A 23,385-nucleotide genomic window follows, 5' to 3' on the forward strand; every position below is an offset into this window, starting at 1 on the left:
GAAGTCTGTGTACCCGGACCGCAATACGGCTTCTGCTTTTCGTCCTGCTTGCTTACAATGTCGCAGCGGCCCAATCCAAGGTTCTGATCCCGATGGATTTGTCACAGACGGATCATCTGAAGGCGTACGGCCTCGCGTACTGGGCCTTGACAAAGGGAATTGAAATTGACTGGCTGCTGAACTATCGCGGCGGTTCATTCATGATAGATGATCACAGCGTGGTTTCGGCGGAATGCCGTATACGCGGTGTCGCTTTCACCTTTGTCAGCGCTTCCGAGGCTTCGCAGATTTACTCTGAAGTCCAGCAGGAAGATAACAACATGGATGTCATCCGTCTGGAAAAAGCACCGAAAGTTGCCGTATACGTACCGCCTGGCTTCCAGCCCTGGGATGATGCGGTAACGCTCGCGCTTGAGTACGCCGAGATCAAGTACGATAAGCTGTGGGATACTGAGGTCATAGCCGGCAAACTGAACGAGTACGACTGGCTTCATCTGCATCACGAAGATTTTACCGGCCAGTACGGCAAGTTCTACGCATCCTTCGCCCAGGCAACATGGTACATTGAACAACAGGTGACGTTGGAGAGGGAGGCAAAGAAGCTCGGATTCAAGAAAGTGTCAGAATTGAAAAAGGCCGTGGCGCGGAAAATCAAAGAGTATGTCGGCAGCGGCGGATTCATGTTTGCCATGTGTTCGGCAACGGACACGTACGATATTGCACTCGCTGCCGAGAATACCGATATTTGTGATGTAATGTACGACGGCGATCCGCCAGACCCGAACGCACAGCAAAAACTCGATTTCAGCAAAACGCTGGCATTTACAAACTTCACGCTCGAAAAGAACCCTCTGCGCTACGAGTACTCCGATATCGATCAGCCGCCGAGTGATTTGTTAGGATTGCAGAATCCGGAAACCGATTACTTCACATTGTTTGAGTTCTCCGCCAAGTTCGATCCCGTGCCGACTATGCTTACGCAGAACCACGTCAACGTGCTGAAGGCATTTCTCGGACAAACCACGAACTTCAAAAAAAGCTTGATCAAAAACACCGTGACAATACTTGCAGAGAAAGAAGGAATTGACCAGGTTCGCTACCTGCACGGGAATTTTGGCCGGGGAACGTTTACGTTTTATGGCGGCCACGATCCTGAAGATTACCAACACGCAGTCGGTGATCCGCCGACGGATTTGTCGTTGCACAAGAATTCTCCCGGATACAGGCTCATTCTCAATAACATTCTCTTCCCGGCGGCAAAAAAGAAACAACAAAAGACATAGTAGATTCGAATTCATCAACATTGTAGTATCTATCATTTCAAGAACAAGACAAGGAGACACCATGAAAAGAGGCGTGCTGATACTCGCAACACTGACAATTCTCTGTGCCACCTCGCTGACGGCCGGGCCGATCAGTTTCGGGTTGCAGGCAACAGGGGCGAACATCAATATTGACGGGCCATTGAAAGAGGTGTACGGCTTTGGTTTTGGCGGCGGGGCACATCTCGATATCAACTTGCCCGTATTGTTTGCCATTCGGATTCAGGCGGATTACGTCACCTTCTCCCCCGACAACGGAAAGTATCAAGCGCTGATCGCCGGTCTGATTCCCGGGTCAGCTTCAGCAGATTTTTCTATTGATGGGGGGAGAATTAACATCTTTTCGGCCAATGCCAATGGCAAATTGAGCCCGTTGCCTCTTCCCATTATTTCCCCTTATATTACCGGAGGAATTGGATTGGCGAACGTCGGTGCAAGCGATGCAACGGTGAAGTTCCAGGGTAATCCTGTTCAGGGAGGGACAATACCCGGATCAAAATCAGAAACGAATACCTCGGCAAACCTCGGTGTCGGTGTCGATTTAGATCTCCTTGTGCTCAAGCTCTATCTCGAAGCCCGCTATACGTGGATTTTTGCATCGGGGGCAACAAGCACCTACATCCCTGTATCGCTAGGAGTCACATTCTAGTCACGCAAAGTCTTTATGAGAAAAACAAAGGGCGAGCCTTTCGACTCGCCCTTTTTCTTGATGGAGATTTCGATTGCTCGAACTCTATTTGAGGAGTATCATCTTCTTCAAACTTGTGAAGTTCTGATTGTCTCCTGTTGATGTAGCTTCCATCCGGTAGAAGTAGATGCCGCTGCTCACCTTGCTGCCGGACTTGTTCGTTCCATCCCATGTTGCGAGGAAGTAACCGGCATTCCTGACCTCGTCGGCAATCGTAATGATTTCCTGACCGAGCAGGTTGTAAACAGTCAACTTCACCCTGCTTTCCGTCGGTAATCCGAACTTGATGGTGGTTGCCGGATTGAAGGGATTGGGATAGTTCTGCGACAGCTCAAATGACTCGGGAATCTGATTTCCTGCAGAAGAAACGCCCGTGAGAATGTCAACCGCAACAGGTACGTTTACAATCGGAGCAAGAGGATCATTCGTGTTTACAACAAGCGCTGCTTGCGATCGTCCACCTCCGAGTTCGCCCGTTCTGACCCTGAATCCAAGCAAAGCGCTGTCGCCCGAAGCTACCGTACCGCTCGCGCCCGACATGATGTTCACCCATTGTCCGCTGCTGGTCACCAGTTGCGTGTAGTAGAGCGTGCTTGTTTGTGTGTTCGTGATGGTAGCCGGCGGCGGGAACGCTGACGAGGTTGCGAGACCGCTCGTGATTGTCCCGAATGGAATTGGAACAGGAACAGGGGAACTCAGTTGGTAATAGTACGTCAGGCCGGCTGCTCCCGGCCAATGGGCGCCAATGGCGTAAATCTTGCCGGCCTGCAATGTGACAGAGATTGGACCTGACGAATACCACAGCGGACCGCCAGTGCCCGACGTGATGGAGGTTTCAAATATCTTCGTGTAATTTGTCCCGGTAGTGTTCTCATACACCACGAAGCGGATTTCGCGCGGGCTTGTCAGCGTCAGCCATGTTTTAATTTCGCTGAGCACGACTGTGGTGGCGACATTCACCACGCCCCCGCGCATGAGCGTTGAGCTGGATGCAAGTGAAGTGGTTGCCGTACCGACATTGACAGAATCTCTGCCAATGTGGCCCCCGCTCACGTTGCTGGTGTACGTCAACTCTCCCAGCCCGGTGTTACGAATAGTGACCGTTCCGTTGACGCTGTCACCCTGCGAAAGAGCAAACACGAATGAATCGGGACTGACAACCACGTGAGCAATTCCTATACTCCGTCCCCGCAATGCTATAGAGGGAGCGAGCGCGTCGTTCGATACGAACTGCATCGTTCCGGTGTATGTTGCTCCTGGAGCCGGAGCCGTAAACCGTACGGTAACACGCTGCGTATCCAGCGATGCCAATGAGAAGCTCGTCGGATTGGCAGAGAAGTTCGGATTGCTCATTGTAATGTTCGTGACGTTGAGTGCTGCCGCTCCGATGTTGCGGACAAGAACCGACAGGGCCTTGCTCGAATCGATCTCTACATCGCCAAAATCCAACGAGTCGCGATCTACCGAGGCTCTCGGTCCCGGAGGTGGTACAACAAACAATCGCGATGGTACGCGCAACGTATCTGCAAGTGCCGAGTTCGTTGCAATGACTTCAACGCGTCCGAGGTAATTCCCGGGATTGTTGAATATATCGGGATCCGTCGCGTCGAATCTTGCAGTCATGAGCACAGAGTCGCCCATTGCGACGGATCCTGAAGTCGGGCCTACCGAGAACCAATTGCCGCCTCCCTGTGTCAAAGCGAGTATTCCGAAATTTCCTCCGGAACCCGAAGTGCCTGTGTAACTCCCGGTCCAACATGCGCTGAACGCGGTGCCATAACCCGCCGCTGAGTTGGTTGTTGCGATACCATCAACACTGCTTGATGTTCCCGTGAAGCCGGGGTGGCGGAACTCCACGAGCAAGTGGCCGCCTGTGTATTGCCATGGTGTATCGAACGTAATTTCCGGTCCGAATTGGTTCGGGTTGCCTCCTGAAGGGTATGAGCCCGCGGGAATAAGAAGGCTGCCCGAGCGCACCTGAGTCTGCGGTCCGACAATATTCTGCGCAAAAGTCAGGCTTCGATTCGCCGGTGCAACGCTTCCGCTCAGGTAGATGTCATAGTTGGTGATTGTCACATCCGAAGCAGGCCACGGCGCCGATGCAGATACAGGAATCCTGTGGCGGATGGCTGTAATTCGCTGCCCAACCAAGCCGGTAAGTAAACTGTCATGAATCAGGTACTGATAGGTTCGAGCCGCGTTTGCAAGTTGTCCGTTGAATGTGGAACCCCCGGACTGATTCTCGTAGTTCGGTGGAACCACATAATCCAACTGTGCCGCTGAGTTGGCTGCTGCCGGATTCGAAAGCTGCTCGAGCGTCAGCGGAATGACCTTTGCGGCACCGGGATTTGTTCTCGGATATACGATTGCCCTTGCGGAGAAGTCTCCCGCCGTGGTTCCGACGTTTCTCATACGGAAGGTGACGGAATCACGCGTACCGCCTTCGAGCGTTCTGGTCAACGAATCGACGCTGGCCGTGAAGTGCGGAACACCGATGGCTGTACCGTCAAGCAGAACATCTTTGCGTGGTGTGTAGATGGAACTGCTCAGCACAATGACACGTCCAGTATCCGTACCTCCCAAGGTCGGTGTGTAGGTAACGTAAATCTTCACCGAGTCCTGTGCCGGAATCACCACGTTCGTCGGCGAGACGGCAAAGTCCGGATTGGTTGTGGTAAGAGAACTCAGCGTCAGCGGCGAGGCGAACTGATTGCGCGCCGTCAGACTGTCGAGCTTCGAGCCCGGTACCGGCGTGGGCGGGAAGGTGATGCTCGCTTTTGTGAGAACGAGGTCAAGCGGTCGCATCCCGAAGTTCCGCGTTAACGTGTCGTTGCGCGTGATGGTTACGGCAAGCGTGGTGTCGAGGAATCCGAACCGCCGTGCGCGTAGCGTGAGATTCGCCGTTGTTCCCGGCGTATCCACCTGCGCTCCGGCAAAGTAGGCACCCGTTGCATCACTCGTTCCGCTTTGCTGCAACACATTCTGCACAAAATCAATCGCCACGTTCTGAATCGGGGCGCCGCCCACGGTATTGGTCACCGTGCCGCGTATCCAGCCGAAATTCTCTCCGTAAATAATGCGTTCGATGTAGGCTTTGTTGAATGATCCTGTTGCACCGCTGCGGCGGTCAGTCCACAAAACCCATGCTTTGCCGCCTGCTGCCGCCGTTTCGTAGTAATCGCCGTTGTACACTGTGTTGGTGCTGGGTGTTCCTTGTGGTGCCCATGTTGCGCGCACATCGCTCACCACCCAATTATCCCATGTGTCGCCGCCATCCACCGAGTAGGCGGCATAGCGGTTAGCCATCGTGGTCGATGCTGTCGAGTCAAAACTGTAATAACTGACCGTGATACCGCCCGTGGAGGGGTCGACCGCAATGGAGGGCATCCACTGCCACCGGCCTGCCACGACATCGGGGCCGTTCACTTTAATGCGCGAACTCCACGTCGAGCCGCCATCGGATGATCGATAGACATAAATATCAGCTTGACCGCTGGTCGGCACATCCAATTCGGGAACAACAACGTAAATCCATCCGCGACGCGGGCCGTTGGAACGGTCAACGTCATGATAGGGAAAACTTGCTGCACGGGTACCGTTCAGTTGCGTAATGGCGCCGTTGGAAATTCTGATACCATTAATCGGAAAAACAATTGCCGGCGTGCTGTATGTCGCGCCGCCATCGGTGGATTTGGCAAAGCCGATACCGACTTCTGCCGTGCCGGTTGTGTAGTGTGCCCACATCGGGTAAACTTCACCGTTCGGGCCGATGGCAATATGCACACCCTGACCGCGGTTCGAGCCGATGGGCAATGCCACGCGCGGAAGCCACGTTACGCCGCGATCGGTCGAGCGGGAAATTTGTATCGGCGTTCCCGTCACCCCGAAATCCGTCCATGCCGCATAGACGTTGTTGGGAAATGTGCCGGAGAAATCCGCCGCTGCGTGCTGCTTGTCGTCGTTCGTACTGTTCAGATTATCGGCATTGGCGCGTGCGCTCCACGTTGCACCGAAATCCGTCGTCGTCACAAAATAAATCCCGCCCGGCGAGCCGAGCGTACAGTAATATGCTTTTCCGCCCACATCAAAAAAGGCGACCGGGTCACCGAAACTGTCGATAATGTTGGGTGGAAGGTCTTCACTTTGCATGGAAGCAGGCCACGTCACGCCGCCGTCGGTACTGAACGCCCACGGCTGGTGCACCACGGGATTGGATCCGGGAATGCGTCCGTTGGTGGAGACCATGAGATGATTGGGATTGGAGAAACTCACACCAATGGAGTTCTCGCTCTGCCAGTACAACGACGGATTGAACACCTGGATATCCGGCGTGTTCGGCGGACTGTCGGGATTGTCGCCCCGACGCGGGTTGCGCGTAGCTTCTGCCGGTGCTTGCACCGCCTGCGCTCCCGGCGGCGCTGTATCAATCCCCAACTTCCATCGCTTCGCCGCATTCCACATCGCACCCTGGTCTTGCGCGTGTGCCAGTGTTGCAACTGCAAAGAAGACTAATACCAATGTGCTTCGAAATATCATTCGCATCATTGCTTTGTTGCTCCTTATTTGATTTTGAAAAAGCGGACAACGCGTGACCGAAAGAAATCACGCGTTGCCCTGTTGAGTGGGTTTGATTTGAAAAACGACAGAAGAATGTTACTTGAGGAGTATCATCTTCTTCAAGCTTGTGAAGTTCTGATCTCCCGCCGTTGACGTTGCTTCCATCCGGTAGAAGTAGATGCCGCTGCTCACCTTGCTGCCGGACTTGTTCGTTCCATCCCACGTGGCGAGATAATATCCCGCGTCCCTGACCTCATTCGAGAGCACGGCGACTTCCTGTCCGAGTATGCTGTAGACGGTGAGTTTCACTTTGCTATCTCGCGGCACGCCGAACTTGATGGTTGTCGTCGGGTTGAACGGATTCGGATAGTTCTGCGCCAGCGTGTATTCTTCAGGGATGCCCAGCCCGGCTTCCGTAACCCCGGTCGAGCCCGTCACGAGCAGCCGTACCGGCACGCGGAGCGTATCCGCCAACTGGGAATTTGTTGCCACAACCGAAATCTCGCCGAAGTAGTTGCCGGGATTGTTGCTAATCGACGTATCGGTGGCATCGAAGTACGCGGTCATAAGAACTGAATCGCCGACAGCGACCGAGCCCTGGGTTGGCTCAAGCGAAAGCCACGTTCCGCCGGAAATGTCAATACCGCAATGTGCCATCAGGGTGGATGTATTGGCAAACGGCATAGGGCAGCTTCCGCCGACAAGAGAGGCAAGTCTTCGCACGCCGGAAATGCCGGTATGATATGTGGAAAGTCCCGCCGCCCCGACTTTCGCACATTGATTGACATCAATAACGAGGCTTTGTGTCGGATCATACGCAAACGGGATGTCGAGTTCGATGCTCAGCCAGTCGCCAATGGCAGCGACTCCAAGAGAATCCGTTGCGCGCGAGTACACAACTTGCATCGGCCCGGCGTACCAGTCAGCCGATGGCAGTTCTGTGAGGGTTGTTTGCCCCATCTTGACCTCCAACTGCGAGAAAACGCCCGACCCGACAGTTGCGATTCGGAAGTAGAGCTTCGTGATTCGTCCCTGAGGTGCAGGTGCGGGTTGGGAGAAGTCTCCCGGCAGATAAATCCACTGAATGCGCTTTCCGGCGGTCACGTTGAACGGAAACGTATTTGCGGCGCCACCGGTATTAAAGTTATAATGCATCGGAATGGCCATACCGGAATTTCCCCGCGACATGTCTTCCGGAGCCGAGGGATCGTACCCGTCCAGCACCGGGTCGGGAGTGCCCGACGCAAGCGTGCCTGCGGGTCTTACGGTTACCGGGACTGTAACCGGCTGTGATGCTTCACCGCCGGGTCTTTGCGGGAACATCTTCACCAGAGCACGGAACTCGCCGAGGCCTGTGCCCGCGTTCCTCATGTAGAATTGTATCGAGTCACGATTGCCGCCTTGGAGAGTTCTCGTCAATGAGTCGACGCGCACGCGAAACACGGGGGCACCCAGACTTGATCCTTGCAATTGTACCGACGGGGCTGCAGGGTCGTTCGAGACGAAGCTCATCGTGCCCCCATATACCGCTCCCGGCGCCGGTGCTGTGAATGTGACATTCACCCTCACCGAATCCAATGAGGTAAGCGTGAAATTCGTCGGGCTTGCCGAGAAGTTCGTGTTTGTCATGGTGATATTGGTGACCGTCAACGTCGCGCTGCCAATGTTGCGGACAAGAATGGAGCGCGTTCTGCTCGAATCAATCTGTACAACGCCGAAATCAAGAGAATCCTTGTCAACGGAGAGGCGTGCCCCGACAGGCGGAACCACGAACAGCCGCGAAGGAATTCTCAACGTATCAGCCAAGGCGGAATTGGTTGCGATAACGTCGAGTCTGCCAAAGAAGTTGCCCGGATTGCCGTAAATGGTTTCGTCCGTGGCGTCGAAATACGCCTTCATGGTGATGGAGTCGTTGATGGCGACCGTTCCCGTAGTGGGAGCAACAGAGAACCAGTTTCCGGTGCCAACCTCGGCGTTCCACGTCGAGGCAATCTCAACATCAGTGAGCGCCCTGTTGTACATGCGGAATTCATCCATCAGTCCACCGGCAGGAATACCGGCAGAGGTGGAGTATGCCCCGACTCTGAAAGGAGCCGTTCCGTTCAGATTCAGCGCGCTTTGTGCAACAGTGGTAACAAGCACGCCGTTTCTGTACGCTTTGATGTTCGGTCCGCTGGCGTCATAGACGAAGTGAACAACAGTCGGCCCGGGCGCTACTCCCGGAACGTCAACATTCGTGATTCCCGTGCCGCGCAAGGTTATGGCTCCGGCTCCCGCCGCGCCTCCGAGGAAGCAGCGGAAACTTGAAGCGGTGTTATCTCCCCACAAATAGAAGAGAGAAGTATTGCTGGGCAGATTGCTCAGCCACATGCTGATGGTCCAGCTTCCGTTGCCGAGGGCTGTGTTCCAACCGGTGTTGAGGAAGTGGTTTGCGGTACCGGTTCCCGTGAGTGCGCTGCCAAATTGACCTGAACCACCCATCGTTTGTCCGGTTATCGGGGCCGGGTTGGTTCCGACGCCCGGAACTGCATGATTTTGTGTAGACGTTGCGCCTGCTTCATCGAACTTGTAGTATAGTAATTCAGGGAACTGCGCCATGATTGTCGACTCGCCGCCGGAGAAGCCGTCGATTGTCAGCGGAATTTCGACGGGTTGACCTGCCGCTCCACCGGGGCCCGTTCGCGGGAACATGATTGCCCTTGCGGAGAAGTCTCCCGCCGTGGTTCCGACGTTTCTCATACGGAAGGTGACGGAATCACGCGTACCGCCTTCGAGCGTTCTGGTCAACGAATCGACGCTGGCCGTGAAGTGCGGAACACCGATGGCTGTACCGTCAAGCAGAACATCTTTGCGTGGTGTGTAGATGGAACTGCTCAGCACAATGACACGTCCAGTATCCGTACCTCCCAAGGTCGGTGTGTAGGTAACGTAAATCTTCACCGAGTCCTGTGCCGGAATCACCACGTTCGTCGGCGAGACGGCAAAGTCCGGATTGGTTGTGGTAAGAGAACTCAGCGTCAGCGGCGAGGCGAACTGATTGCGCGCCGTCAGACTGTCGAGCTTCGAGCCCGGTACCGGCGTGGGCGGGAAGGTGATGCTCGCTTTTGTGAGAACGAGGTCAAGCGGTCGCATCCCGAAGTTCCGCGTTAACGTGTCGTTGCGCGTGATGGTTACGGCAAGCGTGGTGTCGAGGAATCCGAACCGCCGTGCGCGTAGCGTGAGATTCGCCGTTGTTCCCGGCGTATCCACCTGCGCTCCGGCAAAGTAGGCACCCGTTGCATCACTCGTTCCGCTTTGCTGCAACACATTCTGCACAAAATCAATCGCCACGTTCTGAATCGGGGCGCCGCCCACGGTATTGGTCACCGTGCCGCGTATCCAGCCGAAATTCTCTCCGTAAATAATGCGTTCGATGTAGGCTTTGTTGAATGATCCTGTTGCACCGCTGCGGCGGTCAGTCCACAAAACCCATGCTTTGCCGCCTGCTGCCGCCGTTTCGTAGTAATCGCCGTTGTACACTGTGTTGGTGCTGGGTGTTCCTTGTGGTGCCCATGTTGCGCGCACATCGCTCACCACCCAATTATCCCATGTGTCGCCGCCATCCACCGAGTAGGCGGCATAGCGGTTAGCCATCGTGGTCGATGCTGTCGAGTCAAAACTGTAATAACTGACCGTGATACCGCCCGTGGAGGGGTCGACCGCAATGGAGGGCATCCACTGCCACCGGCCTGCCACGACATCGGGGCCGTTCACTTTAATGCGCGAACTCCACGTCGAGCCGCCATCGGATGATCGATAGACATAAATATCAGCTTGACCGCTGGTCGGCACATCCAATTCGGGAACAACAACGTAAATCCATCCGCGACGCGGGCCGTTGGAACGGTCAACGTCATGATAGGGAAAACTTGCTGCACGGGTACCGTTCAGTTGCGTAATGGCGCCGTTGGAAATTCTGATACCATTAATCGGAAAAACAATTGCCGGCGTGCTGTATGTCGCGCCGCCATCGGTGGATTTGGCAAAGCCGATACCGACTTCTGCCGTGCCGGTTGTGTAGTGTGCCCACATCGGGTAAACTTCACCGTTCGGGCCGATGGCAATATGCACACCCTGACCGCGGTTCGAGCCGATGGGCAATGCCACGCGCGGAAGCCACGTTACGCCGCGATCGGTCGAGCGGGAAATTTGTATCGGCGTTCCCGTCACCCCGAAATCCGTCCATGCCGCATAGACGTTGTTGGGAAATGTGCCGGAGAAATCCGCCGCTGCGTGCTGCTTGTCGTCGTTCGTACTGTTCAGATTATCGGCATTGGCGCGTGCGCTCCACGTTGCACCGAAATCCGTCGTCGTCACAAAATAAATCCCGCCCGGCGAGCCGAGCGTACAGTAATATGCTTTTCCGCCCACATCAAAAAAGGCGACCGGGTCACCGAAACTGTCGATAATGTTGGGTGGAAGGTCTTCACTTTGCATGGAAGCAGGCCACGTCACGCCGCCGTCGGTACTGAACGCCCACGGCTGGTGCACCACGGGATTGGATCCGGGAATGCGTCCGTTGGTGGAGACCATGAGATGATTGGGATTGGAGAAACTCACACCAATGGAGTTCTCGCTCTGCCAGTACAACGACGGATTGAACACCTGGATATCCGGCGTGTTCGGCGGACTGTCGGGATTGTCGCCCCGACGCGGGTTACGCGTAGCTTCTGCCGGTGCTTGCACCGCCTGCGCTCCCGGCGGCGCTGTATCAATCCCCAACTTCCATCGCTTCGCCGCATTCCACATCGCACCCTGGTCTTGCGCGTACGAGACGCTGACTAACAGTATTCCCAATACTACACAACAGAGATGTAGCAGTCTCCGATTCATGATTGCTCTCCCATAATTAATGAATGATGTAGAAAGTTACTTGTTGATGCGGATTCGTGTTGTTCGTCTCCCCTCTGCGAATCGTCAGACGAATGGCATGGTGCCCCTTAGTACAGCAGGAAAGCTTGAGTTGGTGCGTCGGCGTGATGACAGGATTGCGTGATGGCTCTGGAGGCATCAGCCTTCCCGAAACAACCTATCTGGTTTTCAAAGTCCCGCTGAAAGAACTGAGCCGGGTTGGAAGTGTGAAACCCTTCGCTCGATTACATAAAATAATACAAACCACAGAGTGGAGTTGCAAGCCTTTTCTCAAAGAAAAGCAGAATCTTCGCATAACAGGGCGCGATCACAGTTGTGGTCGCGCCCTGATCTGTAAGACGAGTCTTGACTTAGCGGATAAGAGCCATTTTCCGTGTTGCGAAGTGCGATGATCCGCTGTATAGCGTATAGAAGTACACGCCGCTGGCGAAATCCGACGCATTCAGGATGAATGTGTGCCGCCCGGCTTCGAGAGACTCATCGACCAATGTGGCGACTTTTTGTCCCAGTATGTTGTAGACAGCAAGTATCGTCGGGCCCGGATGCGAGAGGGTGAACTCAATTGTTGTTGCCGGGTTGAACGGATTGGGATAATTCTGCCCCAGTGCAAATGCAAGAGGAGTTCCGCCGTCCGATCCTGCAGAAGTTACGCCACCCGGCGACAAAGTAATGTTGATGTTGTCGAGCGACATGATTGTAGGAGGCAGAATAACCGTTGCTGTCGCGAGGTTGTAGCCGTCTTTGTCTGCCGTCAGTGTGATGGATCCCGGTGTTACTGCCTCGATCACATAGTAGCCCGAGGGTTCACTAACGCCAATGCCGACCAGGATTCCGGTTTCTGTTTCAGCAGTGATAATGGCTCCGCGCAGCGTTGCATTCGTGTTTGTTCGCACAATGCCGGTGATACGGGCGAGGCCGTTCCCGCGAATCTGACGTACACAGATATTGATATTGGTTATGTTTCCTGTAACATCCACGGTATCCGCCTGATCCCGGCGATTCACGCCGCATGAGTTGGCTTTGTAGTACGCGGGCGCAAATCCGAGGAATGGATGCGCACTGATGAAGTACTTTCCTGCTTCGACATTATTGATGATGAAATTTCCCAGAGAGTCCGTATGCCCGTACCGGACCGGGATAATCGACGGCTGGGGCAGCCGCGCAGGATGCAGGTACACGCGCGAAGGAACACCATTGCCGAGCGAATCAACAACGCGTCCTGCAACGCTGTTCTGAGGGAACAACCGTTCGCTCAGCGAAAAATCAATCCCCGCCGTGTCACCCGTGAAGTGGATAATATCGGCGAGTTGCGGAGTTGGTTTGTTGTCGAAATACTCGGGCCAGTACCCGTGTTTCGATGCCATGACAAGGTAATTGCGCCCGGTGATCAGATGGGCAGTATAACGCCCCAGCGAATCCGTCATGCCACTCCATTGTACTCCCATCGTAAAACCGACACCATCGAGTGTCATGCTTTCCTCGCCGCCCGGCACTCCTCCGTTTGCAGCTGCGGAAATCATGTTCTGCATCGTTCGCAGCACGGCAACGCGTGCATGCGGAATCGGATTGTTGAGTGTGTCCCGTACCGTGCCGCGCATTGTTGCATACCGCGGCGGCGAAACACGCGTGAGCCCGAAATCAGCCGTAAATGTTGTACTGTCGCCAACCGCAATTACAGTGGCTTGCGATGGTTCCCGCACATCGTCGTAGAACTCGGGATAGTAACACCCGGTATTGGAGGCACACAACACCTCTGCACGGACGATGTAGCGTCCTGTATCAAGCGTTGCGTGGTACCCTCCGAGTGAATCAGTAAATGCAAACGCCGGAGGGGTGGTCATCGCGTTTGCCAGACGAAAGAACCGGATTCGTGCATTCCGGATGGGCAGATCGGTCGAATCATCTGTCACTGTTCCTTCGATGAATCCGTGTACAGTAGAACCCAAGGGGGCACCAGAATCTCGGCAACGTTGCTGCGCGGGCCCAACACTGCGGGGAAATTCAGCGAGGATGCACGAACGTAGTAGAAATATCTCGTTCCTCGAACAACAGTAAAATCGCGGAACATCGGATCACGAACGCCCGATGCAACCTGTTGATAATGACTTGTGTCGTGTGCCGAACGGAACACGACAAATGCCCATTGTCCGGCTGCAGGCATCTGCCACTGCAACCTGACGCTACCCCACGAATTCGGTGTCGGGTTTTCAAATGTTGCCGTGAGATTTGCCGGAGCCGGCGGGAGTTGACCAAAGGCGGTAGCACTCGCAAGAATGAGTGTCATCCACAAGAATACAAAGCGGTAGATCATACGTACCCCCTTGAAACTGTAATTGATGAGAGCAGACCCGAAAAAAACGTACGGACTACAGAAACAAATTGCAAGATACACCTTGACGTGATGGAGGAAGTAAGAACGCGGCTGTTGAAACACTCTACAGTGATTTTCCGGATAACAGTGGCATTCCGATGACGCGTCCAACCGCGCATTCCGAACACCGTGCTTCCGAACAATAATAGCGAAACAGATGAATTGCGCCTTGTTGATGAAGAGATGAACGGAGCGAGTCCCGTGAGCGGGTCAATTGATTCCGGACAACTTCAACCACACTGTTCTCTTGTGAGGGCGTGAGATACGCCAGTAGGGAGCGGGCGTTCTTGCGCATAGCGCTGTCATTAAAAATTCGCGCGTACAGCAGCACGACGGGAATCAGCACATTCACGATGATATCATGAATGCGAGCGGCGCCGAGTGTTGTCCGTGCTGCATCGGAAGTTTGTATGTCGCCAGCAGTCGTTTCTTTGCTTCTTCCTTTGAAATGATAATGCTTGTGCCAGAACTCATCAACAGTACAATCAAACAAGGCGTGAAGCTTCTCGTTCCGTTTTTTTGGCGTGTATGCGTCCGATTTGAAGGTGCCTATTATTGTACGGAATGATCCTTCGCCGAACAGTTGCGGAAGCAGGAAACACATCGCAGCAAGTCGCGCCGTTGGAAAATTGCCCGGACGCAAACGGAAGAAAAGCCAATCCGCTTCGTTCAGTATCGAGTCTTTGAACTCGGGCCGGAGTTGTTTCCACTGCCGCTTCAGCGAGGCAACATACCTGCGAGAAGCGGCATCAGAGACCTCTTTTGCAGAAGGCAGAAGGCCGGCTGCGCCGAACAACAAGGCCATCATTGTCTGCGTTTCGGAAAGAGTATGTCTGCGAAGAACATGAAGTTGCATTGCGCGGGCGAGGGAGAGAAACGGCTTCGTGTTCTTCGAGTAGCCGAGCGCTTCCATTATTCCTTCATACAACAACTGCTCCCATACTGTCCGCTCGGTAAAATCCTTCTTACCATACTCTTTCCTTGGAGGAGGAATGTCATCCGGATTTCCGTAGTAGCGCGGATACGGCTCGCGTACAATGAGCTTCGATTCATCAACGAGTTGTTTGAGACGTTCTTCAAAGCGGCGGACTTTCAATTCCATGCGCTCTCTTCCTAACTTCTCAACCCAATTCACAATAGTAGATCGTGGAACTGATTCGTTGATTTCCGTGCAAGGAAGCGACGTGCCAGTATGCGGCATATCATCGAGCAACGACTTTTCCCATGCTCCATGACATTTCTCATCAAGATAGGGATGAAGAACGAGCAGGGGAATCGCCCTTTTGCTTGCCGTCCGTGTCGGAGGAGAAAGCGGATCCGCCGACATGACAACATGAAGGATCACTCTGTTGTAATGCGGATCGGAATCGTGTTTGTGCGAGAGCCATTCACCCGCATTGATATGCAACTCGACATCGCCGTGAAAGGTAACTGTGCCGATAGAGATTTTGGCGTTGAGGAAATCAGGGCCGCCATCGGTGTTGGGAACGCCCGGCGAAATGATGCGGACCGGTTTCCCGTCCTTTGTGGTGAGATGATCTTTTGTGAAGGATTGCTCCTGCCAGATGCGGCGGAGGATTGATTCGGGCATGTCGGGGAAGTTCATGCGTTCCTCACAGATGTCCCCCTGATGAACGGTACGTTTTCGAAAGATTAGAAGAATTCTTCTCTGATGGCATTCATCTGATCGCGCAGAGTCAGTGCGGCGGCTCGGGCCGCGCCGGCAAAGTCATCGCCGCCGGATGCGTAAATTATGCCCCGGCTCGAATTGATAATTGCCATCTCGCCGTTCTTGTCGCAACCGTAACGAACCGCGGCGGCAAGGTCTCCCCCCTGCGCCCCGACACCCGGAATTAACAACGGCAAATCGTGCGCGAGCTTGCGGACGCGTTGCAACTCCTTCGGGCGGGTTGCGCCGATGACGAGGCCGCAGTTCCTTTTCACATTCCACTTCTTCACTTTGACGATTACCTGTTCGTAAAGGGGCTTTTCCTTCACTTTCATATACTCAAAATCTTTCGCTCCGGGATTCGACGTGAGTGCGAGAATGAATGCGCCGTGCCGTTCATCGGTGATGAACGGTTCCACCGAATCGAACCCCATGTACGGGTTCACCGTGCTCGCCGCGAAACCGAAATCATCCCGCAAACTCCTCGCATACATCTCCGCCGTATTGCCGATGTCGCCTCGTTTTGCATCACCTATCGTGATAACATCGGGCGGAATCGCGGCAAGCGTTTCCTTTATCGTACGCCAGCCGGTTTCGCCGAGCGCTTCATAGAAAGCGAGGTTCAGTTTGTACGCGCAGACGAGATCCTTCGTTGCAGCGATGATGCGTTTATTAAATTCGAGAATCGGATTCGTCGCGCCGAGCAAATGGCGGGGAATCTTCTTCAGATCGGAATCAAGGCCGATGCAGAGGAGGGAGTTGGATTGTTGTTGAGATTGACGCAGTTTGGAAAAGAAAGTCATGACCGGGCGAATTGAGCAACAATATTCTCTGCAGAAAGAAAATACTTTTTGGCAGATCAACAAGCAAGCGGGTTACCGCTGCCTCTCAAACGTTCTCACATAATCATGCTGCGGTCCCATCTCGAGGGCATGGCATCCGGTGCAGCCTGCGCCCCGTTGGGTCATCGAAATGAACGTCGCCCCGTTGGGGTAGAACTCAGCCCAGAGCCAGCCGTTGCCGGCCAGCGGGTTGTTGCGATCTTTATACATGACCGCAAGCAACGTTGTGGCTCCGTTATCATCTTTGATTTCCTTTACGATGATGGATCTGTCGGGAAACGGAGCGGCGTAACGCCCTCCTTGCAGGGCATCGAGCGCAACGGGGTTCATGCTTACCCTGACAAGCGGGCGGTGGGCCGTTGATCCGTTCAACGAGCCGGCGGTAACAGAATCGGCGTGAGGGAATAGCGCGTAGCTCCGGTACGGCTGAGTTTGCGAAATAGCGCGAAACAGCGCCGCGTCACCCGACACTTCTTCGGCCATTACCTCAGGCGTCGTCGTGCCGGAAGGTGCTTGCTTCTCCCTGCACGAGTATGTAAAGAAACCGCCAGTCAGGATAACAATAATGAATACTCTAAACCTCATGGTTCCGCCCTTCGATAAGATGTAACACTCTACCTCAAACAACACAAGAAATGTCACAAAAGTGTCACCCAGTGTACTGCGTGTAGTGTTCGATGATCTCTTGCGGAATGATGAGTGCCCGCCCCGTTTTCATATCAATCATCGTGCTGATGAAATAGCCTTCAGCGGCCACCTTGCGCGGTTCTTTCTTGAAGATCTGAAATCCCACCTTCACGTCGGCCTTGTCGAATGAATCGAGCCACGTCTGCACAATCACCCGGTCTGCAAGAGTCACTGCGCGTTTGAATTCGATGAAGAAGGCTTTCTGATACCAGTTCCAGCCGTTTTTCAAAAACTCATCCATCGGCATGCCGTAACAGCGGCCCATCTGGTCGTAGCGTGCCGCCAGCACATAGTCGAGGTACTTCGAGTTGTGAACGTGATTGTTCATATCAATATCATCCGGTCGGACGATGAGTTCGGATTCGAAACGGGTGTAGGGCATAAGATTGATTTGGAATTACGGATTGGGGATTGGGGTGTTCGCCGAGCGTCCTTCATCAATCCTCTTCGTCACCATCGCATAGATGTACAATGCAATCGCGGAGGTCAGGCCGATTGCGAGGAAGTAATACCAGATAAAATTCGCGTCGGTGTACGCGGTCGCCATTTGATCGGGCGTCAGTGTTCTCGGGTCGGGACAGTATTTTGTGAGAAGATAACCCGAAAGTCCGAAGCCGAGCAGGTTGGCAACGAACGAATGCAAGTGTCCGAAGCCGAGGTACAGCCCTTCTTCACCCTTAGGCGCCTGCTTTGAAAAGAACTCGAGATATCGCGGCGAAATGAAACACTCTGCCAATCCCTGAACAATTATTCCCGCAATGAGCATGATCGTTATCGGATGCGCGGTGATGCCGAAGGGAAGGGCAATGGATGTGCCTGACAGCGATTCAAGCGTGGGACTGGAGGCCATCAACAATGCTGAAAGAGGCATAAGCAGCATCCCGATGGTCATCGAGGTGATGGCCATCGCCTTCCTCATGAGTTGCGTGACGATGACGACGAATGTGACAACAACTGCCGGATTGACGTTGGCAATCCATTCGGGCGAAGCTTCCTGACCGACAAGACGAATCACATACTTCGGCATTGTTGCATACATCTGATGTTGAATCATCCAGAAGCCGGAGACAATGAGAATAAGTGTTACAAGCCGCGGATTCGTCAAGACGCGAACAAGGCCCTTCCACACTTCTTGCAGACTTTTCCCCTCGCCGGCCGTGCTGATGTTCTTATACCAGAAGAACACAACGATCACCGCGAGCAGACTTAATGCCGCCGAAAAATACTCGATGGATTCAAGCCCCCAATTCAACCGCAACGGATAGGAAATGGATTTTCCCGAAAACGATCCGATGTTTACCATCCCGTAAAAGATTGAATATGCGCGTGCTCGTTGATCGGATGTTGACGTTTTGGCAACCGTGCCGGTGATGAGTCCCTTGATGAATGATCCGCCGAGAATAAGCAGAATGACAGCCGGTACAACCGTAGGCTTGTACGGCAGCGCGCCCAGCGAGAAAAATCCAATCGCCAACAAGCCAAACGCGAGAAGCATTGCGTTGCGGAACCCCATCTTATCAGCGAACGCGCCGGTGAAGGGCGGAAGAAGGTACACACCCGCGGCATAGAAACCGCTCAACCAGGCAGCATCAATATCATCGAAGCCGACGACGTTGGAAAGATAGAGTGTGAAAGTAATAAAGACAGCATAGAACGAAGCACGTTCAAGCAGCTCGACGCCGTTGGCAACCCAGAACGCCTGCGGAAATTTCCACGAGATTTGTGAGGACACTGTAGGCCTTTTGATGAGTGATTTTCGAAGTTAGGGTGTTCGAGATAACGCAACCAATTTCTGGAGAATCGGGAAGAGAAACAATTCATTTTCTCAGAACTGGCTGATGTCTCTGCCAAAAATCTTCGCCTTCACCCAATCGAACAGGACAAGCGTTTTGTTTTTCAAGCTGACGATGCGCGAAAGGTACGCCGAACGCCAGAACAGCCACGTCGCCCAGCCGCGGCCCTTCACTCCTTCAAGGTCGGCCAGCGCTTTGTTGTCGCCGACGTACGCTAACATGCCAAGATGTTTGTAGCGAAACGGTTCTGCGTCTTTATTCCGTGCACGACGAGTGAGTGCTTTAGCGAGATATTTACCCTGCTGCTGTGCCACTTGCGATGTTGCGGGAAGCGGATTGTTCTTGACGATGCTGCAATCGCCAAGAGCATAGATGTTGTCAAATCCTTCCACTCTGAAAAAATCGTCGATCAGAATTCTTGACCGGTTGTCTTTCGGGAGATTCACTTTCTCCACAAGTGTTGTCGGGCCGTTTCCCGTACTCCAGAGCAACAGCCCGTAAGGGAGTTCGGAGCCGTCCTTCAAATAGACGGCCTTCTCGTCGACGCTGATCACGGGCGATTCGGTAAGAACGCTGATGCGCTGGCGGGCAAAAAGGTCGGTGGCGTAGCGGCGCAGCTTTTCATCGAATGTGCCGAGAATTTCCTTCATTGCTTCAACAAGGGTGATGTGAGCTTCGGCCACAAGATGGGGATACGCTTTCTGCAAATCTTCAAGCATGAAGTCGTTCAACTCCGCCGCAAACTCGACGCCTGTCGGGCCGCCGCCACAAATAATGAAGTGCAGCAACCGCTGGCGTTCTTTTGCGCTGATACCGGGGAGGTTGGCCTGCTCAAACCTGCTGATAATGCGCTGCCGCAGCTCGCGTGCATCGTGCAGTTCCTTCAAGAACATCGCGTGTTCAGCGACGCCGGGCACGCCGAACGAATTGCTCACCGCGCCAACGGCAATCACGAGCACATCATACCCGACCTCGAACTCGTGCTTATCCGCAACGCCGATACATCGGACTGTTCTGCCGCCTGCATCGATATCCAATGCTTCGGCGTGATAAAAGCGAATATCCTTTCGCGCATGCCGGATAGGCTCGATGATGCTGCGGAACTCGATCGTGCCAACGGTCGTACTTGGGAGAAGAGGCGTGAAGAGAAAGTGGTTGCGCGGACTTACAACGATGATGTCGTAATCGTCCTTCAGGTTCTTCACAAGATTGAACGCGCCGAAGCCGGTGCCGAGAACGACGAGACGGGGACGGGATGACGAGACCATAAAGGCAGGAAATTCGACTCTTTTTGAAATTGAACTTCAGTAACTATGAGGTGAATTCGAGTTTCACTTCCGGCGTCAGCACTTCGTTCATCGAGCCGGTGCGGTAGCCTTGAAGATCGAGAGTTACATACGTAAAGCCGAGATGCTTGAGATGGACAACGAGCCGTTCGCGCAAGTCATCATCCAGCAGTCGACCAAGTTCCTCCTTGCCGACTTCGATGCGAGCCGTCCTCTCATCATGAAAGCGTACGCGAAAGAACCGGAAACCTTCATCACGCAGAAACGTCTCGGCAGTATCCACTTTGGTAAGATTTTCTTTCGTGATGCTCATTCCGTAGGGAAACCGGGAGGAGAGACAGGCGAACGCCGGTTTGTCCCACGTCGGCAGGCCGAGATGCTTCGAAAGCTCACGGACTTCGTCTTTGCTGAGTCCGGCTTCGAGCAGCGGTGAGCGAACGTTCTTCTCTGACTTGGCCTTCATCCCCGGACGGAAATCGCCGACATCGTCCGTTATTGTTCCGTCGGCAATCCACTTCAGGCCTTCGCGTCTGGCAATCTCATCCAACTTCCCGAATAGCTCCGTTTTGCAGAAGTAACAGCGATTGACGGGGTTCTCCTGAAACTTCAACACGTCGGTTTCCTCCGTGTTCACGACGATGTACCGGGCGCCGATGCTCCCGGCAATCTTCACCGCTTCTTCAAATTCGCGTGTCGGGTACGTTTCCGATCTGCCAATCATTGCGACAGCCTGTTCGCCCAACACATCAACGGCAATTTTCAGAAGCAGTGTACTATCCACACCGCCCGAATACCCGATGGCGACGCTTTCCATCTCTTTCAGGATGGACTGAAGCCGTCGGTACTTTGACTGTACGATTTCAGAGAACATGAACATCCTCCCAAAACAAAAATCCCGTCTCACAAAATTGTTGACGGGATAATATAAAGAATGTTGCTCGTTCGCGAAACTCGCCGGCCCTACTTCTCCAGCAACTTCTTGAATGCCTTCAGCGATCTCGCGTCGGGAAATTCCTCTTCAAACATCCGCTTCATTTCGGGGTTGAGGGTGAAGGAATTTTTGAGAGACTCGATTGCTTCAAATGTCCGGTTCAGAACTATCAGCGCTTTGGCTCTGTAGTAGAAGGGGTCTGCCGAAACGGGATTGGATTCAACTGCTTTGTCGAATGACTTGAGGGCTTGTTTGACGTAGCCGAGTTCGAACAAGGTCTCACCGTAGTCAATCCACGCCTCGTAATTTGTCGGCTCCAACTTTGTGACCATCTTGTACGCAAGAACGGAATCGCGGACGCGGCCCATATTGTACAGCAAGTCGGCTTTTGCATACCACAAGTCGGCGTAATCGCCGCACAGCGAAAGCGCCTTGTTGTAATCGCCTAACGCCCGGCGGTATTGGCCGAGGGAATCGTAGCAGCTTCCCCTTCCGAAGTACGATTCATAATGGCGGGCATCATACTTCAGCGCTTGTGTAAACGACCTTATCGCCAGCTCGTAATCTCCCAACTCTTCGTAGGCGTTCCCCAGATTGTGCCACGCGGGAACGTCTTTTTCTTCCGATTTCAAGGTCTCACGGTAGCATTCAATCGCCTCCTCAAGTCTTCCCATATTGGCATAGGCGTTTCCCTTATTGTACCATGCTGCCGGAAAGTTCTCGTGAATCGCCAGGGCCACATCGTAGCTTTCGACTGCCCGGTAGTAGTTGGCCATCCGGTTCAGGACTATGCCGCGATTGTACCAGGCGTTATAATTGTACGGGTCGAGATTCAGATGCTCATCGTAACACCGGAGGGATTCGGTGGGCATGTCGAGATAGTCGTAGCAGAAGCCCAATTCATACCATGCATCTCTGTTGGCAGGATTTCCCTCGACGATAAACCGGAAAATTTTTGCCGCCTCCTGATATCGTCCGGTTTTTTCCAGCGTGATTGCTTTGTTGAAGAGGGCATCTTCGTTGGCGGGTTCGATTTCAAGGGCCTTCTCGAAACAGGCAAGCGCCTCTTCGGGCTTGCTCAAATCGTCAAGCGAGATTCCTTTATTGATGAGAATTTCCGGATCGACAGGGTTGAGCGAGAGGGCTTTGTCGTAGCTTTCGATTGCTTCTTCGTACCGGTAGAGATTGTTGAGGATGAGACCCTTGCGCTGCCACGTCTCGGCACTATAGGGGATATAGACGAGAAGTTGGTTGATGAAGTGAAGGGCATCCTCGAATTTTTCGCTCTCCCAGTAGTAGTTGACGATTTCTTCCAGCGCTTCGATGCTCGAGATCTTGGAAGAGCCGTCCTTGAGCATATCCTTCAGCTTCTTAAGCTCGTCTTCAGGGCGTTCGTCGTCCAAAGACTCGTTTTCATCGTCAAAATTGGTATAATCGAAAATACTCATGCTCATCTCCCTTACTAAAGCTATCGGTCGGGAACCCCTCCATCTTTGCTCGCAAATAAACCAAAATGGAATCTGAAGTCAAGAACACAATTCATCAAGCGCGGTAAGTCCCGAGTTTCATTGATTTTCTATGGCAATAGGTTTATATTCAACGGTTAAAACTGAATGATCCGAGAGAATATAGAGACGATCCGCGGCCGGATCACCGCAGCGTGTACAACGGCGCGCAGAAATCCGGATGAGATTACGGTTCTCGCCGTTTCGAAGACATTTTCCTTCGATGCTGTTGCGGAGGCCGTTGCTGCCGGGATTGTTGATGTCGGCGAGAATTATGTTCAAGAACTTCTGAACAAGAAGGCGCAACTTGAAGCAGCGCCTGTCCGCTGGCATTTCATCGGACATCTTCAGACGAATAAAGTGAAGTATATTGCAGGCTGGATTCATCTTGTTCATGCCGTTGACAGCATCGGGCTGGCAAGTGAACTGGACAAGCGGGCGAAACAAACCGGCCGAGTGATCGACGTTTTGCTCGAAGTGAACACAACCGGCGAGCAGACGAAATTCGGACTCCGACCGGAAGCCACAACCGGCTTTGTACAGTCGCTTGCAGCACTTCAGAACATCCGGATTGCGGGATTGATGACGATGGGCCCGTTCCTGCCCGACCCGGAGGGGTCGCGTCCCATGTTTCGGAGGCTGAGGGTGTTGAGGGATGAGGTCGCCGCGTTGAAACAACCCAACGTTACAATGCGGCATCTCTCGATGGGGATGACGGGAGACTTTGAGGTGGCAATTGAAGAGGGCGCAACCATCATACGACTCGGCACGGCGATCTTCGGAAAGCGTACTCGAAAAGCATAATCACACGAACAGAGGAGGA

Annotated in this window: 15 protein-coding genes; 3 read left to right on the plus strand and 12 right to left on the minus strand. The window is 53.6% G+C overall.

Annotated elements, in window-relative coordinates; all coding sequences use genetic code 11:
- The first annotated feature begins 23 nt into the window (after nt 1-23).
- Entirely contained in the window at nt 24-1,283 is a 1,260-nt protein-coding gene (locus KF749_10565; protein ID MBX2991594.1) for an asparagine synthetase B, read from the plus strand.
- A gap of 61 nt (nt 1,284-1,344) precedes the next feature.
- Nucleotides 1,345-1,971, plus strand: a complete 627-nt coding sequence (locus KF749_10570; GenBank protein ID MBX2991595.1) for an outer membrane beta-barrel protein — start codon at nt 1,345-1,347, stop codon at nt 1,969-1,971.
- Nucleotides 1,972-2,055: 84 nt separating this feature from the next.
- Here KF749_10570 and KF749_10575 read toward each other — a convergent pair whose 3' ends face one another.
- The 12 genes from KF749_10575 to KF749_10630 all read right to left on the minus strand — a co-directional run bounded on the left by KF749_10575 (nt 2,056) and on the right by KF749_10630 (nt 22,505).
- A complete protein-coding gene (locus tag KF749_10575) occupies nt 2,056-6,546 on the minus strand; it encodes a choice-of-anchor D domain-containing protein (GenBank protein MBX2991596.1) in 4,491 nt (1,496 codons plus the stop codon).
- Nucleotides 6,547-6,663: 117 nt separating this feature from the next.
- Nucleotides 6,664-11,439 (minus strand): T9SS type A sorting domain-containing protein, encoded by a 4,776-nt coding sequence (locus tag KF749_10580; GenBank protein ID MBX2991597.1) that lies wholly within the window; start codon nt 11,437-11,439, stop codon nt 6,664-6,666.
- Between the two features lie 389 nt (nt 11,440-11,828).
- The gene (locus tag KF749_10585; protein MBX2991598.1) at nt 11,829-13,424 is read right to left on the minus strand and encodes a carboxypeptidase regulatory-like domain-containing protein; all 1,596 of its coding nucleotides are present in this window, start codon (nt 13,422-13,424) and stop codon (nt 11,829-11,831) included.
- Nucleotides 13,385-13,789 carry a hypothetical protein gene (locus KF749_10590; GenBank protein ID MBX2991599.1) on the minus strand — a complete coding sequence of 135 codons (405 nt, stop codon included), beginning with the start codon at nt 13,787-13,789 and terminating at the stop codon, nt 13,385-13,387. The genes KF749_10585 and KF749_10590 overlap by 40 nt, the downstream gene beginning before the upstream one ends.
- A 124-nt stretch (nt 13,790-13,913) precedes the next feature.
- Nucleotides 13,914-15,455 carry a DUF2851 family protein gene (locus tag KF749_10595; protein ID MBX2991600.1) on the minus strand — a complete coding sequence of 514 codons (1,542 nt, stop codon included), beginning with the start codon at nt 15,453-15,455 and terminating at the stop codon, nt 13,914-13,916.
- 47 nt (nt 15,456-15,502) lie between these two features.
- Complete coding sequence (gene pyrF / locus KF749_10600) at nt 15,503-16,321, minus strand: orotidine-5'-phosphate decarboxylase (protein ID MBX2991601.1); 819 nt, start codon at nt 16,319-16,321, stop codon at nt 15,503-15,505.
- Between the two features lie 72 nt (nt 16,322-16,393).
- On the minus strand, nt 16,394-16,945 hold the full coding sequence (locus KF749_10605; protein MBX2991602.1) for a cytochrome P460 family protein: 552 nt from the start codon (nt 16,943-16,945) through the stop codon (nt 16,394-16,396).
- A gap of 64 nt (nt 16,946-17,009) precedes the next feature.
- On the minus strand, nt 17,010-17,438 hold the full coding sequence (locus tag KF749_10610; protein ID MBX2991603.1) for an acyl-CoA thioesterase: 429 nt from the start codon (nt 17,436-17,438) through the stop codon (nt 17,010-17,012).
- Nucleotides 17,439-17,444: 6 nt separating this feature from the next.
- A complete protein-coding gene (locus KF749_10615) occupies nt 17,445-18,779 on the minus strand; it encodes an MFS transporter (GenBank protein MBX2991604.1) in 1,335 nt (444 codons plus the stop codon).
- Between the two features lie 93 nt (nt 18,780-18,872).
- Nucleotides 18,873-20,108 carry an FAD-dependent oxidoreductase gene (locus KF749_10620; GenBank protein MBX2991605.1) on the minus strand — a complete coding sequence of 412 codons (1,236 nt, stop codon included), beginning with the start codon at nt 20,106-20,108 and terminating at the stop codon, nt 18,873-18,875.
- Between the two features lie 43 nt (nt 20,109-20,151).
- Complete coding sequence (gene larE / locus KF749_10625) at nt 20,152-21,003, minus strand: ATP-dependent sacrificial sulfur transferase LarE (protein ID MBX2991606.1); 852 nt, start codon at nt 21,001-21,003, stop codon at nt 20,152-20,154.
- Between the two features lie 83 nt (nt 21,004-21,086).
- Nucleotides 21,087-22,505 carry a tetratricopeptide repeat protein gene (locus tag KF749_10630; GenBank protein ID MBX2991607.1) on the minus strand — a complete coding sequence of 473 codons (1,419 nt, stop codon included), beginning with the start codon at nt 22,503-22,505 and terminating at the stop codon, nt 21,087-21,089.
- Nucleotides 22,506-22,670: 165 nt separating this feature from the next.
- Between KF749_10630 and KF749_10635 the strand changes: the two genes are divergently transcribed.
- Entirely contained in the window at nt 22,671-23,366 is a 696-nt protein-coding gene (locus KF749_10635; GenBank protein ID MBX2991608.1) for a YggS family pyridoxal phosphate-dependent enzyme, read from the plus strand.
- The last annotated feature ends 19 nt before the right edge of the window (nt 23,367-23,385 follow it).

The organism is Bacteroidota bacterium (assembly GCA_019637975.1).
In the GTDB taxonomy this organism is placed as follows: Bacteria; Bacteroidota; Ignavibacteria; order UBA10030; family UBA6906; genus CAADGV01.